Here is a 15,797-nt window from a genome sequence, read left to right as displayed (position 1 = left end):
TCAGTTCCGGCTGGCCTGTCCGAGGACGCCGCCGGTGACGGTCAGGTTGACGAGCGCGAAGAACAGCTCGTCGATCGACGCGTAGACGAACCGTCCCGGCTCGCCGCCCTGGCGGAAATCTTCCGCGCGCGGGCTCCAGCCGCGCAGCTCGTCGCCGTACACGGGATAGACCGCGCGTCCGACGCGCAGCCAGGTGCGCGCTGCCGCCGGCATCGTCGGGGAGACCTGGGAGTTCATCCGAAGAACACCGACTTACGTCGCTGCTTGAGCCGCGTCACCATGGCCTGGAGACGGCGGCGCAACGCGACGGCTTCGATACGTGCCCGCAGCACCCGACCCTCCTCCTCGACCGGACCGAGCCGCAGCGGCTTGCCGAAGCGGATGAACCACTTCGTCGGCAACGGCACCGCGCCGAGCAGGCCGAGGATGGGGAAGAAGGGCGTGATGGGTACGTACGGCATGCCCATCAGCCGCCCGATGCCTTCGGCGCGTCCGACGAGCGGATAGATCTCTTCGGCGCCGACGACCGCGACCGGTACGACGGGCACGTCGAGCGACAACGCGAGCCGCGCGAACCCCGGGCTGAACGGCCGCAAGCGATAGCGCTCGCTGAACGGCTTCGCCACGCCGGCGACGCCCTCGGGGAACAGCAGCACCGCTTCGCCCGCCTCGAGGAGCCGTCGCGCGTTGTCGCGATCGGCGATCGCGCCGCCGACCTTGCGGTAGAACGCGTCGACGGGTGCGACCTTCGCGACGAAGCGGTCGTAGAGGAAGCGCAGCGGACGCCCGCAGTGGATGTCCGCCGCCGTGACGATCATCGCGCCGTCGAACGGCACGGCACCGGAGTGGTTCGAGATGAGGAGAACGGGGCCGTCGCTGGGGAGATTTCGGGCCCCGCTGACCTCGATGCGCCAGTAGCGATCGTGGAGGAACTTGAACACCGGCGTGACGCGCTCGCGGAACGCGAGGTCGAGGCCGAACGTATCCACACCCGACCTGCCGTCGGGTCGGCCGACGTCGAGCGAGATCGACGATGCCATCCCGCGCACGCCCCTGCCTCCGCCGCGCACCGGTTGCTGCTCCTCGCGCGCTCTATACTCATGCCCCGTGCCGAGCACAAGGCGGCGACGCTCACGCGAGCGCGACGGTCGCCGTGCCGATGACGAGACGATCGCCTTCATCGCTCTCGATCCACACGTCGAGCTCGACGGTGCGCGCGTCGTCGTGCTTCTCGGTGACCGCACCGCACAGGCGGAGCCCGCGATCGGGCCGCACGATCGCGCGAAACGTCGTGCCGAGGCGGCGCAAACCGCCCGGACCTGCCCAGCCGTCTATCAACGTCGTCAGCAGACCCATGCTCATGTTGCCCGGGGCGATCATCCCCGGCAGGCCCTCGCGCTTCGCGGCCTCGTCGTCGGTGAAGCGCGGAAAGTGGATGTCGGCGGCGCGGGCGTAGGCCCGTACCTGGTCGGCCGGGAGCTGCAGCGCCATCGGGCCCAGCTCGTCGCCCTCGAAGACCTCGTCGTACGATCGCGTCGCGGCCATGGTCACACCTTGTAGAGGAAGCGGTTGTCCACGTGCGCGACGAGATCGCCGCGCTGGTTCGTCAGCGTGAGCCGCAGGACCACGAAGACCATGCCGCCGCTGCGCCCGGTCTTCTCGTAGACGTCGTGGATCGTGGAGACGATCGTGATGCGGTCGCCGGGGCGGATGGGCGCGCCGAGGTCGACGTCCTTCCCCGCGTCGAAGCTCATCTGCCCGCGGAAGAAGGCGGGCATGTCGTCGGGGAACATCTTGTGGCCGCGGTACGTGACGACCCAGGTGGGGTGGGCGACGAGGTCGGGCCCGTCCTCGACGTAGCAGGGGTCGGACGCCCCGAGGGAGCGGGCGAAGGCGATCAGCGTCGCCGCCTGCACGGGCTCGTGCTCGGAGCGGTCGAACTCGCGGCCGAGCAGGGAACGGTCGAAGTCCAGCGCCATGGCGCCGCGAAGCTAGGGCAGCCCCGGCGACGTGGCAAGGCGCGCGGCTACCGCCGGACCACCCCCTACGGCCGGATCACATAGAACGCGTTCACCGGATGGCCGAGCTCGAGCGGGTCGACGCGCGCGAAGCCCGCCGCCGTCGCCATCTCGCGCAGGAGCGGCTCCGGCAGCCCGAGCGTACCGAGGCCGGCGCCGCCCGGCTCCGAGAGCGCCGACGACATGCACGACAGCACCGAGACGCCGTACATCATCGGCGCCATCGGGTTCTTCGCGACGTTCTGCTCGTACGTCGGCAGCGCTCGGATCTCGGCCACGAGCCAGACGCCGTCCGGCGCCAGCGCGGCCCGGAGGCGCCGCGTCATGCCCGCGGGATCGGTCATGTCGTGCAGGCAGTCGAACGTGGTCACGAAGGCGAGGCTGCCGTCGGCCGGCAGCGGATCGTGCCGCGCGTCGTGCCAGTGCACGTTCGTGACGCCGGCCTCGCGGGCGTTCTCCGCCGCGCGCGCGAGCGCGAACTCGGAGATGTCCCAGCCGTGGAAGGTCGAGCGCGGGAAGGCCTTCGCCATTTCGACGAGCGCGACGCCGCCGCCGCAGCCGACGTCGCCGGCCGCGCACCCGGCCTCGAGCCGCGGGACGAGGCCCTCGATGCCCGGCAGCACCAGCGGCACGAGCATGGTGCGGAACCAGGACGCGAAGTTGCGCTCGATACCGCGCGCGCCGCCGGGTCCGAAGGCGTCGTAGGGCAGGCCGCGGCCGGTGCGGAAGGCCTCGGGCAGACGGTCCACCACCGAGAGCATCTCCGGGAGGTTCCCGAAGAAGCCGCCGCCGAACGCGGGCGACTGCTCGTCGGCCAGCACTGCGACGCCCTCCGGCGAGAGCGCGAAGCGGTCGTCGCCACGGCGGTCGAGGACGCCCGCCGCGCCCTGCTGGTGCAGCCACTCGCGCACCCAGCGCTCGTCGAGCCCGGCACGCGCCGCGAGCTCGGCGCTCGTAACCGGCTCGCCGTCGGCGAGCGCGCGATAGAGGCCGAGGCGATCGCCGAGGTGGATCATGACCGACGTCATGGCGCCGCCGAAGGCGTCGAAGACGTGCTTCGCGAAGCCCTTCAGCCGCTCGAAGTCGAGCGCCTCCATCAGCCCTCCAGCGTGAAGTAGAGCGCGCAGCCGACGCTCTGCCCGGCGCGCCAGGTCATGCGGCCGAGATGCAGGCCGGGGCCGAGCTGACGGATCTCGCCGAGGATCGCGCGCAGGGGGAGGAGGTTCTCGGGCACGTCGTAGTCGAGCAGCAGGCACGGGCCGGTGCCGTCGTGCGCCATGCCGGGCTCGAGGCGATAGGCGGCGAACGCCAGTTGTCCTTCGCCGACCCCCCAGCGGTTGGCGCCGTGGTCGCCGTCGAACGACTTGCCGCGCCAGACGTTGAGCGGCGTGCGCAGCACGGCGTACACCAGCTCGCGCAGGCGGGCCGGCAGGCGATCGATGCCGATGACGCCGCAGAGCGCGCCGTGGTAGCGGCCGCGCAGCGAGGCCGCGTCGGTGGCCGCCATACCGGCGAACAACGCGTCCAGCTCCGTGCGGGTCATGGCGCCGAGGGTGCGGGCGTCGACGGCCTCATCGCGGGCGGGCCGCGGCGAGACGGGGATGCGAAGGGCATGCTCCATGACGTCACTCCATCATGACGGCGATGCGTTCGGCCAGTGCGGCGATGGTCAGCGAAGGCGGAATGCCGGGCGCCCGCGGGTAGACCGATCCGTCGGCGACGTAGAGGCCGGGGTGTCCGAAGACCTGACCACGATGGTCGACGACGCCCGTCTCCGCCGACGTCGCCATCGCGGCGCCGCCGAGCGGGTGCACGGTGGCGATGCGCGGCGCACCGCGGCCGTTGGGAGGGTTGGTGAAGAGCCAGCGCGGGCCGTAGTGGCGCGCCACCTCGGCCAGCCGGTCCTCGATCTCGGCGAACAGCGCCGGATCGACCGAGCGGCCCATGTCGGTGCGCAGCCCGCGGCCGTCGAACTCGAGCCTGCCGCGCGACGCGTCGCGGCCCATGGCGAGGAGCCCGACGGTGCGCGCCAGACGCCGGCGAAGCGGGCCCGGGATGGGCAGGCCCGCGAGCGGCGTGCCGACCTCGCCGACGATGTATCGCTGCCCCGCCTCGCCCGTGATCGGGACGAAGGCGTTCAGCGCCGGACCGCGGCTGGCGTCGGCGAGCATCGACGCGCCCGTGCCGAGCGCGAGCAGGTCGCCGTTGGGCGAGAAGCCGCGGCCGAGCGCGGCCGGGACGCCCGGCAACGTCCGGTGATGATCGCGGGCACGGAAGAGCAGGCGGATCGTGTTGAGCGACCCGGCCGCGAGGACGAGACGCGGCGCCGTGACGTTCAGGTCCTGGCCGCTGCGATGATCGTGGTAGCGCACGCGCCAGCCGTCGGCGGTGCGATCGAGCGCGCGGACCTCGCACAGGGGTCGCAGCTCGGCGCCGTGGCGCAGCGCGACCTCGACGTAGGTCAGGTCGAGCGTGGTCTTCGCGCGCGTCTCGCAGCCGATGATGCAGCAGCCGCAGTGCGTGCAGGTCGATTGCGCGACGCCGGCGGCGTTCACGACCGTCTCGGGTGCGTCCGGGTCGCGGCCGAAGACCACGCCCAGCTCGGGATAGCGCGGCGCCCCCAGGCCGGCGGCGACGGTCGCGCTCGCGAATGCCCGGTTCTTCTCGGGCAGCTGCGACGCCGGCAGCGGCGTCGGCCGCAGCATGGCCCGCACGCGATCGACGTGCCCGCGCATCTCGGCGGCGTCGATCTCGGGCGGGAACGCGCCCCAGAAGGCGTCGTCGGGCGCCTCGAGGACGTTCGTGTAGATCAGCGAGCCGCCGCCAACACCGCTGCTCGTCACGACGTCGAGGTGACGGAAGGCGTGCACCTCGTAGAGGCCGCGGCGCGACAGCAGCCACTCGCGCGCCCGCACCCCGCGCGTCCAGCGCACGCTACGCAGCGCGCTCGCCCAGCCGCCGAGGCCGCGCGGGAACTCGCGCCGCTCCCGGGCGTCGTGCGCGCGGCCCGCGGGACCCCACCACGGACCACGCTCGAGAACGAGGACGCGCAGCCCGCGCTGGGCGAGGCGCGCCGCGATGACGGCTCCGCCGAAGCCGGAGCCGATGACGAGGACGTCGGGCGTCATGGGCGCCCCAGGGTGGCCCGAGCCGAGGGGTCCGGGCAAACGCCTCGAGGGGCGGCGCATGCGTTCCGTCGCCGGGACGCGTATGAAACGAGGCGTGCCGTCGCCCGTCCGTCCCGTCCGATCGCGCTCCGGTGCGCGCCTGGGCGGGTGGCCCGGCGCGGCGCTCCTCGTGCTGCTGTCGGCGTGCGGGAGCACGCCGCCTCCCGGGTGGCTCCTCGTGACCGCGGTGACGATGCACGAGGCCGTCGTCACGGGCTCGGGCCGCGCGCCGCGCGCCGTGTCGTGCACCGGCCCGGACGGCGCGAGCGCGCGAGCCGCGATCACCGAGCCGACCGGCCGCGTATGGCGGGCGCGCGTGGGGGGCCTCACGCCCGCCACGCGCTATCGCTGCAAGGTCACGCGCAAGCAATCCTCGTCGCGCCTCGTCCGCTTCCGCACCGCGCCCGGCGCCGACGACACCGTCACCTTCGCCGTCGTCGGCGACACCGGCGACGACAGTCCCGAGGCGACGGTGCTCGCCTGGCAGCTGGCGCGAAACCCGCCCGACTTCGTCCTCCACGTCGGCGACCTCGCCTACCCGCACGCGACCGCTGCCGCCCTCCAGCAGCGCTTCTTCCGCATCTACCGCGCGCTCCTCACCCGCACCGTGTTCTACGCCACCCCCGGCAACCACGACTTGTCCACCGCCAGCGCCTTCCGTCCGATCTTCGCGCAGGAGACGCTGCCGCGGAGCCCGCACGACGCCCAGTACGCGTTCGACTGGGGCCCGCTCCACCTGGTGGCGATCTCGTCGCGCGAGGTGGGACCCGACGCAGACGCCGAGCGCCAGTGGATTGCCGCCGACCTCGCGCAGGCGCGCGAACGCCCCTGGCGGATCGCCTTCCTCCACGACCCCGTCTACTCGCCGGGGAGCAAGTACACGGTACGCGGCCTGCGCCGGACGCTCGTCCCGATCCTCGAGGCCGGCCGCGTCGACCTGCTCATCACCGGCCACGAGCACCTCTACGCGCGCGCCGACGCCTCGTGCGTCCACGACCCCGCCGCACGAATGCTCCAGATCGTCACCGGCGGCGGCAGCGCCGATCTGGACCACGCGGATCCTGGTCCGGCGTTCCCGGTCGTCGTCAGCCGCACGCAGTACCTGCGCGTGCGCGCCACGCCGCGCACGCTCGACGTGAAGGCGATCGACCTGGCCGGCCGCATCGTCGACCGCTTCCGGCTGCACCGTGACCGCTCCGGCCCCTGCCGACGCGACGGCTGGCCCCCGTCGCGGGTACCACGGCAGTAGCGCAGCGCCGGAGCGCACGCTACGAGCACACCATGGCGGGCGTCCACCACGTCTTCCTCAGCGTCAAGGACATCGAGCGCTCGCGTACGTTCTACGCCCGCCTCATGCCGGCCCTCGGTTACGGCGGCCGCTGGGACATGGAGACCGGCACCGGCTGGCTGAGCCCCGGCGGCAGCTTCTGGATCAAGCAGGCCGCCGCCCGCTACGCCGGCGACACCTTCTCGAAGGATCGCGTCGGCCTCTGCGAGGTCGCGTTCCGCGCCGACGACCGCGCGCACGTCGACACCGTGGCCCGCGACGTCGTCGCCTTCGGCGGCACGATCCTCGATCCGCCGCGCGAGTACCCCGAGTACGTGCCGGGATACTATGCGGTGTTCTTCGCGGATCCGGACGGCATCAAGCTCGAGCTGGTGCACCTGCCGGGCTGACGGCGTGCGGGTCGCGGCCGCAGCGCAGCCACGTCGATCGAGGTCGCATGCGCCGAACGTGCCGTCGCTTCGCAGATCGGGGCTATGCTCGTCGCATCGTGGCTCAATCGTGAACGAGGTTCAGCTCACGTAACCGGTGCGCATAGTCGAAGGGGAGGTCGGGCACCTCGCATCTCGATGTCCCATCGAGAAAACGCCTGGCAGCCTCGGACAACGCCACCCGCGTTATCCCCGAGACCTTCGCAACGACCGCGTCCGCCTCCATACCCGACCCGCCGTCCACGCCTGCCTCGACTCGGACTGCACATAGGCACGCACGACATCGGCGAAGGCACCCGGCGGACCATCGTCCCGAAAGAACGGCTCCAGCGCCTTCGTCACCGTGATGGCCTCGGGCTCCGTGAGATGCACCTCTCTCCGAAGTGCGTCGCGCAGGGCTGCGCGATAGCGAGCACACGCCGCCTCGAACTCATCGACCGCATCCATGATCGGGCCCGTATGCGTGCGCCCGGGGGGGTCGGAGCAAGCCCCGCGGACACCCGGCCGGCTCGCGGCGATCCATACGCGTGCATCTCCACCCCGGCGAGAAACTGGTCCTGCACGCACACGATGCGCGCGTGACGCGAAAAGCGCGGACCCGTTGGCATGCTCACCAGAGGCGTTCGCCCCCAGGTTTGCGGTGGCCCCCTCACCGGTCGGCGGGGAAGTCGGTCCGCGCTACAACGGGTCCGCGCAGTTCGGAGGGCACGCCCCATGCGCGTCGTCCTCAAGGCCCGATCGCTATGTGGGGGGGGGAGGGCCGCTGGCGAGACATCCTGCACAACGAGGTCGCTGGGGTTGCTGCACAATGAGATCGCCGGCGGGCTTCAACGGGGCCGCGACCATGCGGTCGCGGAAAGTGCATCGTCGTCGTCCGGCAGTGCTGGAGCACCTTGCGGCTTCAACGGGGCCGCGACCATGCGGTCGCGGAAAGCCGGCGCGACGCTGTGGCACACCGCGCGCCTGGACGAGCTTCAACGGGGCCGCGACCATGCGGTCGCGGAAAGGTGAGCTGGGCGCCGCCGAAAAGGACCGAGGTCGTCCCGCGCTTCAACGGGGCCGCGACCATGCGGTCGCGGAAAGAGGCTCGAGCGCGGCCATCCCCCATCCACCCACGCCGAGCTTCAACGGGGCCGCGACCATGCGGTCGCGGAAAGGCGAAGCGCGCCATCGATGCCGCGCGCGACGCGGTGAGGCTTCAACGGGGCCGCGACCATGCGGTCGCGGAAAGGCGTAGAGGTCGTGGACGGTCTGGTTGCGCATCGCGACGCTTCAACGGGGCCGCGACCATGCGGTCGCGGAAAGGCGACCAGGCGGCGGTCGGCACGATGACCGCCGCCTCGCTTCAACGGGGCCGCGACCATGCGGTCGCGGAAAGCGGGGCAGGATGCCTCTCCGGCAACTCGTGCCGGGATGCTTCAACGGGGCCGCGACCATGCGGTCGCGGAAAGGCGGCGCAGTGCAGTTACCGGCGACGCCAGGCCAAGGTGCTTCAACGGGGCCGCGACCATGCGGTCGCGGAAAGCCTCCTGAATCTTGACCGGGTCGAGCTTGTCGGGGCGGCTTCAACGGGGCCGCGACCATGCGGTCGCGGAAAGGGGCGAGGCGACGGCGTATCGTGCGCTCATCGACCCCGCTTCAACGGGGCCGCGACCATGCGGTCGCGGAAAGCTCGCGCTCGAGGCCCTGGGCGAAATCGAGCGCGGCCTGCTTCAACGGGGCCGCGACCATGCGGTCGCGGAAAGGCGATGAGCGCGGGTCCCGAGGCCGCCTCGCAGACGTTGCTTCAACGGGGCCGCGACCATGCGGTCGCGGAAAGTCGAGCTGACGGTGATGGTGAAGAGCGCGGTGAGCGCGCTTCAACGGGGCCGCGACCATGCGGTCGCGGAAAGCTCATGGCCCGCGAGGGCCTCTCGATGCGGGCCGCGGCGCTTCAACGGGGCCGCGACCATGCGGTCGCGGAAAGCAGCACGAGATGGCGCTCGCGCGTGTCCGGGCGATCGCTTCAACGGGGCCGCGACCATGCGGTCGCGGAAAGCCGCGCACGCGACGCTGCGCGAGACGTACGCCGCGCTGCTTCAACGGGGCCGCGACCATGCGGTCGCGGAAAGCGCAGCCGACGAGCGGCTGCGACACGAACCCGAAGTCGCTTCAACGGGGCCGCGACCATGCGGTCGCGGAAAGTCATACCGACCGTTTCGCCGATCCGCTCCCCAATCGGCTTCAACGGGGCCGCGACCATGCGGTCGCGGAAAGGAGGTGCCGTAGCCGGCGAGCATGTCGGCCGAGCCCGCGCTTCAACGGGGCCGCGACCATGCGGTCGCGGAAAGATGACGTTCCAGTCGCGGCCCTGGCCGGCGCCGTCGCTTCAACGGGGCCGCGACCATGCGGTCGCGGAAAGCCGCGCACCGCTGGCAGCGGCGCGCCCTGCGCTCGGCGCTTCAACGGGGCCGCGACCATGCGGTCGCGGAAAGGCGGACCATGCGGCGGCGACGGCCCGCGTCGAGTGCCGCTTCAACGGGGCCGCGACCATGCGGTCGCGGAAAGCGGGATCGGCCGCGTGCCGTGCGAGGGCGCCGTTGAGGCTTCAACGGGGCCGCGACCATGCGGTCGCGGAAAGCCGCGTCCCGGAAGTCGGAGGCAGAGAGACCTTGGTCGCTTCAACGGGGCCGCGACCATGCGGTCGCGGAAAGCTGACATGCCGGGCAACCACTTCACCAAGTACGACCGGCTTCAACGGGGCCGCGACCATGCGGTCGCGGAAAGCAGCTCGTCCACGGCCACCCGCAGACGAAGTTCGTCGTGGCTTCAACGGGGCCGCGACCATGCGGTCGCGGAAAGAGGCCGCCCGGCAGTCCGACCGCCCGTACGGGTTGTCGCTTCAACGGGGCCGCGACCATGCGGTCGCGGAAAGGAGCCCGACGTGCCGGTCCTGCACCGCTTCGTGCGGGAGCTTCAACGGGGCCGCGACCATGCGGTCGCGGAAAGGCGCCGCCGAGATCCCGGACCTCGCCGTCGCGCTCGTGCTTCAACGGGGCCGCGACCATGCGGTCGCGGAAAGTCACCCGGGGCACGGTCACGACGCAGGCGTGGGCGGGGCTTCAACGGGGCCGCGACCATGCGGTCGCGGAAAGGCGCTTCGCCGGCGTCGTCCTCCAGACGCCCATCGCCGGGCTTCAACGGGGCCGCGACCATGCGGTCGCGGAAAGGCGAGATGGTGGGCCGCGCGCTGCACCAGGTGCTCGCGCTTCAACGGGGCCGCGACCATGCGGTCGCGGAAAGGCCGCGACGCTCTCCGTGCTGATGACGCTGCTCGCGCAGCTTCAACGGGGCCGCGACCATGCGGTCGCGGAAAGGCGTGCGCGGCGCGGGCGGTCTCGATGCCGAGCGGGGCTTCAACGGGGCCGCGACCATGCGGTCGCGGAAAGACGCGCACCGCTGGGACGATCCCGACGAGCCGGGCGTGCTTCAACGGGGCCGCGACCATGCGGTCGCGGAAAGGCGGCCCGTGCTCGCGTCCCGCACGCCCAGGTCCTCGCTTCAACGGGGCCGCGACCATGCGGTCGCGGAAAGACGATCGTGCGAGGGGACACCGTGCCGCTGCGGTTCGCTTCAACGGGGCCGCGACCATGCGGTCGCGGAAAGGTCTGATCGACTGGCCGATGACCGAGCGCGAGTACGTGCTTCAACGGGGCCGCGACCATGCGGTCGCGGAAAGCTGCGCCAGGACGCGATCCCCTCGACCGGGAAGTTGCTTCAACGGGGCCGCGACCATGCGGTCGCGGAAAGACGCGCTCACCGTCGAGGGCGTGTCTCTGACGGCGCTGCTTCAACGGGGCCGCGACCATGCGGTCGCGGAAAGGCGGTCGGCCGGACGTAGACGTAGACCTGGGGCGTGCTTCAACGGGGCCGCGACCATGCGGTCGCGGAAAGACGCGCTCGGGCGCGGCGTGCCGTTCGTCATGGCCGAGCTTCAACGGGGCCGCGACCATGCGGTCGCGGAAAGATCGACCTCCTCGACCAGACGCGGCACACGTTCCGCTCGCTTCAACGGGGCCGCGACCATGCGGTCGCGGAAAGCGGATCGCGTGCACCTGGTCTCCGCCCTACGGCGGGACGCTTCAACGGGGCCGCGACCATGCGGTCGCGGAAAGCCGCCGACCACGCGACGAGTCGCCCGCCGTCCAGTGCGCTTCAACGGGGCCGCGACCATGCGGTCGCGGAAAGCCCGACAACGTGATGGAGGCGCTCCGTCAGTCCTATGCAGCTTCAACGGGGCCGCGACCATGCGGTCGCGGAAAGGTGGCTGATCGGAGCCCGCTCCTCCCGCCGATCGCCTGGCTTCAACGGGGCCGCGACCATGCGGTCGCGGAAAGGAGGAGATCCCGCCCGTGCACCCGGACCAGGTGCTCGCGCTTCAACGGGGCCGCGACCATGCGGTCGCGGAAAGCGCGCCCGCGCGGGGAGGACGACGAGGGCGGCCCGGCTTCAACGGGGCCGCGACCATGCGGTCGCGGAAAGCCTCGCCGTCGAGCACGAGCGCCACCCGCTCGCGCTCGCTTCAACGGGGCCGCGACCATGCGGTCGCGGAAAGACCTCGACGTCTACGACGACGCACAGATCGAACGCCAGCTTCAACGGGGCCGCGACCATGCGGTCGCGGAAAGTCGAGCGCCTCCAGGCGACCTTCCGGTCGATCCTCGCCGCTTCAACGGGGCCGCGACCATGCGGTCGCGGAAAGTCGCGCGGGATGGTCGGATACTTCGCGAGCTGGGCGACGCTTCAACGGGGCCGCGACCATGCGGTCGCGGAAAGCCTCGTTGACCGTCGTGTCGACGACGTCGAAGGCGTCGCTTCAACGGGGCCGCGACCATGCGGTCGCGGAAAGGCTTGTCGCGGTACTCGGTCTCGTTGTCGACGGAGACCTTCAACGGGGCCGCGACCATGCGGTCGCGGAAAGCTGCCAAGGCCGACCTCTACCAGGGGTCCCCGAAGCACCTTCAACGGGGCCGCGACCATGCGGTCGCGGAAAGCGGCGCGTGAAGCTCAGCACCGGTCAGTCCGGATTGACCTTCAACGGGGCCGCGACCATGCGGTCGCGGAAAGGCCATGCTCGCGGCGTTCCTCGTGGCCGGCGTGCCGTTCCTTCAACGGGGCCGCGACCATGCGGTCGCGGAAAGTGGACCAGCCGCCGTCGGTGCGCTGGCCCGAGGAACTCCCTTCAACGGGGCCGCGACCATGCGGTCGCGGAAAGGCCCACGACGCGCAACCCCTCCGGAACCCAGCGACCGGACCTTCAACGGGGCCGCGACCATGCGGTCGCGGAAAGCTGCTGTGCTTCCGGGCTCCGCGACGGCCGTGATCTCCCTTCAACGGGGCCGCGACCATGCGGTCGCGGAAAGGATCTGTTGCTCGCGATCCGCAACCTGGGCATCCCGCTCCTTCAACGGGGCCGCGACCATGCGGTCGCGGAAAGATGTCCGTCGTGGGGCGCGCATACGTGCGGCTTCAAGCCTTCAACGGGGCCGCGACCATGCGGTCGCGGAAAGGAGTGCGACGGCGGCGCGTGGCGCCTGACGGCCATGCACCTTCAACGGGGCCGCGACCATGCGGTCGCGGAAAGCGGGGACACGACGTGGACCGCCACCTCCTGCGGCTCCCTTCAACGGGGCCGCGACCATGCGGTCGCGGAAAGACCGCGAGGGACTGCGCGCGCTCGAGGAGCCACCCTTCCCTTCAACGGGGCCGCGACCATGCGGTCGCGGAAAGGATGCCCAGGGCCCGTGACTGCTTCTCCACCTCAACGCCTTCAACGGGGCCGCGACCATGCGGTCGCGGAAAGGGAGGTCGTGGCCGCATGGGTGTCGCTTCAGGGCACGCCCTTCAACGGGGCCGCGACCATGCGGTCGCGGAAAGGGGGCCTGTGGGGTACCATGCCGGACGTCATGATAGCCCTTCAACGGGGCCGCGACCATGCGGTCGCGGAAAGTTCGGGAAGGCGAGCCGATCGCTCAGACGATCACGTCCCTTCAACGGGGCCGCGACCATGCGGTCGCGGAAAGGTCCCACGGGCTGCAACCCGTTCACCGACTCCCACACCCTTCAACGGGGCCGCGACCATGCGGTCGCGGAAAGGGCCCTTCTTGCCCCCCGGCACGCCCACGCCGAGGTTCCTTCAACGGGGCCGCGACCATGCGGTCGCGGAAAGCTCGTAGGAGTCCTTCCAGTCCCACAGCAGGACCGAGCCTTCAACGGGGCCGCGACCATGCGGTCGCGGAAAGGCGGGGAGTTCACGCGGCTCTTTGCCGTCATCGGCAACCTTCAACGGGGCCGCGACCATGCGGTCGCGGAAAGGGGCCCTGACGGAACCCACTGATTGTCAAAGACCGGAGGGCGACTTTGCGAGCGACCCCCGTGCGGACGCCGCAGTCGTCGTCCCAGGCCTGGCCCCTCGCCGTCAAGAGTCTCCTCATTGCGCGATATTGGGAGGCCGCGAGTGCCCACCGGCGAATTGCCGTCACCTCGCCGCTCGTGCGGGTCTACCGCGTCTCGAAGCCGGGATACGTCACGATTTCGCCCATCAGCACTCGCGCCAGGAGCCGAGCCTGAATCTCCAGGATGCGGCGATAGCTCACTCGATAGCCAAAGAGCGGGTGCGTCACCAGGGTGTCGATCCGTTGCTCGTATGCCCGGATCATTCCCTTTCGGCCCGATGGCGTGAGGCCGACGGCTCGTCCGGCCTGGATGAAATCGTCGCGTCCGACCATGCGAGTGTTGATTGCGCTCAGCACGGCGGAGTCCGCGATCAACGGGCGGAACATCTCCATCATATCCAACGCGAGTGCCGGGCGGCCGAAGCGCGGCTGATGATAGAAGCCCACGAACGGGTCGAAGCCGATCGTGGCGCACACGATCGTGACGTCCTTGACCAGCAGGCTGTAGGCGAACGACAGGAGCGCGTTCACCGGGTCTCGCGGCGGGCGCCGGTTGCGGCCATCGAGATCGAGCGGCGGTAGACCGTCGCCGTCTTCCTGCTTGAGGAGTCCCCCGAACTCCTGGAAATACATTCGGGCCGCGGTCCCCTCGATCCCGAGCAACTCGGCAAGGTCCTCGGCCTCCCCCGCGTCGGCTGCGAGGCGGCGCATCCGCTTCAGGACGAGCGCCGGCGGCTCGATGTGGTTGCGCTGCAGCAGGGTGCGCTGGTTTCGAATCTTCGACGCGACGATCGCGCGCGCAATCCGCAACGCGAAGCGTCCGTCCTCGGATCGTCGGAACTGCTCGCGGCGCAGGAAGACGTTCTTGAGACCGATTCCCTGAGTGAGGCCGTAGAACCAGCCGCCAAACGAGAAGTGTGCGATCGGGCGATCGGCCCAGCACAGGCCCTGGACGGCAGCCGCGGTGAGCTGAACGTTGCCGAATACGTTCACCTGCGAGATCTCTCCCACTCGTGCCTCCTGGACGAGCTTCCCGCGCTCGCGAACCTGGAGTACCTCGCCGCTCTTCCCGATGCTGAGCCCATGACCGGTGACATAGAGCGGACGCAGATCGTCGCGGGCCGGGACGAGCCGCCGGACCGGATCACTCGACGCCTGGTGGATGTCCCCACCGGAGACACCCGCAACGTCGAAGAGCGGTAGCTGCTCCGCGTGGTCGAGCTCGCGCAGCCTTGCGGCCGCGGCGGTCTCGTCCGGGAGGCACACGGGCACCAGCGAGCATCGAGGGCACTTCGGACTATCGACGAGCGGGGGCGGGATCGCTCCTCGGCTCGCCACCGACCGCGCCGCCGCAGCGGCGGCGCGGACATCGGCTTCGAGCTGCTCATCGATCCGAACACGCACGCGCTGGCGTGTTCCGTCGTAGTATAGAACCGCCTCGTCGCATTCGTAGCCGTTCGCACGGAGGATCAGTGCCTGTGCACCGACCTGGATGCGATCCGCATCCCATGGCTCCGGCCCGTCGATGCCGTCGCGCGGCCTCCCCTTCTTGTAGTCGACGGGTGTCACGCGTGAGCCGCTCCCCTCGACGACGTCGATGACCGCGATCAACTTGAGCTCGTCGCTGGCCACCGAGACCGAGCGCGAGCGCACCGGGCGGTCGTCACCGTCGCCGGCCGGCGGCAGCGGGTCGGCCTTGCGTTCGAGCTTCTCGTGGCGCTGCGAGCCCTCGACCGTGTCGACGCTCTCGACGAACACCCGCTCGACCCATTCGTAGAAGAAGAGCCGCGGGCAGTACACGAACTCGTTGAGCATCCGGGCGGGCAGGTACTCCGGAAGCTCGACGGTTCGGGCGGGCGACGCCGCCAGCGGACCTCGCCGCTGCATCTTCTCGCCGGGAGGCACCGCGCGCGGCGAGCCCATCATCGCCCCCCGGACGGGCGGTCGACGACGATGCACGGGCTGTCGATGGGCGAGTACGCTTTACCCAGTGCGGTGATGACGCGATCGCCGCGCCCCTCGACGGGCCCCAGATCGACGAAGAGCACCTGATCCTCGCGATGATCGATGATCTCGCTCAGCGCGTGCCGGCATCGCACGAGGTCCGTCGGCGTGAACTGACACTCGAAGATCGAGTACTGCAGGTGATCGCCGAAATCGCGCATCGTGCGGTAGACGAGGCGCAGGCGCCGATCCTCGCAGATGTCGTAGCAGACGAGATACGTGTTCCTCATCGGGATCCACCGCGGGCCAGCAATGCCCACCGGGTCACGATCCGTTGTAGGGCTGCGTGGCAGCGAATGGCAAGACCAGTGTCTTCTCGCATTCGGTAGATAGAGGGGTGATGCGCCAGAATTGACGTCGTAGCCCGGAATGCCCTATGCCGACCCGCGCCGTCAGCGGCTGTCAAGCCTGCGTGCTAGGACGCCTCGCGGTTCGACGATGCGCATCACATTCGGTCT

The 15,797-nt window shown here is 70.8% G+C and carries 11 protein-coding genes and 1 CRISPR repeat array; of the genes, 2 read left to right on the top strand and 9 right to left on the bottom strand.

All coding sequences use genetic code 11. The features are described from left to right. The 7 genes from KIT14_03505 to KIT14_03475 all read right to left on the bottom strand — a co-directional run bounded on the left by KIT14_03505 (nucleotide 1) and on the right by KIT14_03475 (nucleotide 5,146). A complete protein-coding gene (locus tag KIT14_03505; GenBank protein ID MCW5889596.1) occupies nucleotides 1-237 on the bottom strand; it encodes a hypothetical protein in 237 nt (78 codons plus the stop codon). Then, nucleotides 234-1,049 (bottom strand): 1-acyl-sn-glycerol-3-phosphate acyltransferase, encoded by an 816-nt coding sequence (locus tag KIT14_03500; GenBank protein MCW5889595.1) that lies wholly within the window; start codon nucleotides 1,047-1,049, stop codon nucleotides 234-236. The genes KIT14_03505 and KIT14_03500 overlap by 4 nt, the downstream gene beginning before the upstream one ends. 82 nt (nucleotides 1,050-1,131) lie before the next feature. Beyond that, entirely contained in the window at nucleotides 1,132-1,545 is a 414-nt protein-coding gene (locus KIT14_03495) for a hypothetical protein (protein MCW5889594.1), read from the bottom strand. Between the two features lie 2 nt (nucleotides 1,546-1,547). Further along, a complete protein-coding gene (locus KIT14_03490) occupies nucleotides 1,548-1,979 on the bottom strand; it encodes a MaoC family dehydratase N-terminal domain-containing protein (GenBank protein MCW5889593.1) in 432 nt (143 codons plus the stop codon). 65 nt (nucleotides 1,980-2,044) lie between these two features. Then, on the bottom strand, nucleotides 2,045-3,115 hold the full coding sequence (locus KIT14_03485; protein MCW5889592.1) for a methyltransferase domain-containing protein: 1,071 nt from the start codon (nucleotides 3,113-3,115) through the stop codon (nucleotides 2,045-2,047). After that, nucleotides 3,115-3,639, bottom strand: a complete 525-nt coding sequence (locus KIT14_03480) for a hypothetical protein (GenBank protein ID MCW5889591.1) — start codon at nucleotides 3,637-3,639, stop codon at nucleotides 3,115-3,117. Before KIT14_03480 ends, KIT14_03485 begins: the two co-directional genes overlap by 1 nt. Nucleotides 3,640-3,643: 4 nt before the next feature. Next, entirely contained in the window at nucleotides 3,644-5,146 is a 1,503-nt protein-coding gene (locus tag KIT14_03475; protein ID MCW5889590.1) for a GMC family oxidoreductase, read from the bottom strand. 94 nt (nucleotides 5,147-5,240) lie between these two features. Between KIT14_03475 and KIT14_03470 the strand changes: the two genes are divergently transcribed. Further along, a complete protein-coding gene (locus KIT14_03470) occupies nucleotides 5,241-6,434 on the top strand; it encodes a metallophosphoesterase (GenBank protein ID MCW5889589.1) in 1,194 nt (397 codons plus the stop codon). A gap of 32 nt (nucleotides 6,435-6,466) precedes the next feature. Continuing rightward, a complete protein-coding gene (locus KIT14_03465; GenBank protein MCW5889588.1) occupies nucleotides 6,467-6,862 on the top strand; it encodes a VOC family protein in 396 nt (131 codons plus the stop codon). 864 nt (nucleotides 6,863-7,726) lie between these two features. Further along, a CRISPR array of direct repeats spans nucleotides 7,727-13,255; the repeat unit is 35 nt; unit sequence CTTCAACGGGGCCGCGACCATGCGGTCGCGGAAAG. A 185-nt stretch (nucleotides 13,256-13,440) separates the two neighbouring features. Here KIT14_03465 and cas1 read toward each other — a convergent pair. After that, entirely contained in the window at nucleotides 13,441-15,150 is a 1,710-nt protein-coding gene (gene cas1, locus KIT14_03460) for a CRISPR-associated endonuclease Cas1 (protein MCW5889587.1), read from the bottom strand. A 107-nt stretch (nucleotides 15,151-15,257) separates the two neighbouring features. Next, entirely contained in the window at nucleotides 15,258-15,569 is a 312-nt protein-coding gene (gene cas2 / locus KIT14_03455; GenBank protein MCW5889586.1) for a CRISPR-associated endonuclease Cas2, read from the bottom strand. Between the last annotated feature and the right edge of the window lie 228 nt (nucleotides 15,570-15,797).

The sequence above is a fragment of the bacterium genome (assembly GCA_026129405.1).
Taxonomy (GTDB): domain Bacteria; phylum Desulfobacterota; class Binatia; order DP-6; family DP-6; genus JAHCID01.
The sequence above is the reverse complement of the archived record's forward strand: the minus strand, read 5'-3'. Positions and strand labels throughout refer to the sequence as shown.

Coding starts and splice junctions, on each gene's coding strand:
- KIT14_03475 (MCW5889590.1), bottom strand. CDS start 5,146: ATGACGCCCGACGTCCTCGTCATCGGCTCCGGCTTCGGCGGAGCCGTC.
- cas1 (MCW5889587.1), bottom strand. CDS start 15,150: ATGCTCAACGAGTTCGTGTACTGCCCGCGGCTCTTCTTCTACGAATGG.
- KIT14_03495 (MCW5889594.1), bottom strand. CDS start 1,545: ATGGCCGCGACGCGATCGTACGACGAGGTCTTCGAGGGCGACGAGCTG.
- KIT14_03480 (MCW5889591.1), bottom strand. CDS start 3,639: ATGGAGCATGCCCTTCGCATCCCCGTCTCGCCGCGGCCCGCCCGCGAT.
- KIT14_03505 (MCW5889596.1), bottom strand. CDS start 237: ATGAACTCCCAGGTCTCCCCGACGATGCCGGCGGCAGCGCGCACCTGG.
- KIT14_03465 (MCW5889588.1), top strand. CDS start 6,467: ATGGCGGGCGTCCACCACGTCTTCCTCAGCGTCAAGGACATCGAGCGC.
- KIT14_03490 (MCW5889593.1), bottom strand. CDS start 1,979: ATGGCGCTGGACTTCGACCGTTCCCTGCTCGGCCGCGAGTTCGACCGC.
- cas2 (MCW5889586.1), bottom strand. CDS start 15,569: ATGAGGAACACGTATCTCGTCTGCTACGACATCTGCGAGGATCGGCGC.
- KIT14_03485 (MCW5889592.1), bottom strand. CDS start 3,115: ATGGAGGCGCTCGACTTCGAGCGGCTGAAGGGCTTCGCGAAGCACGTC.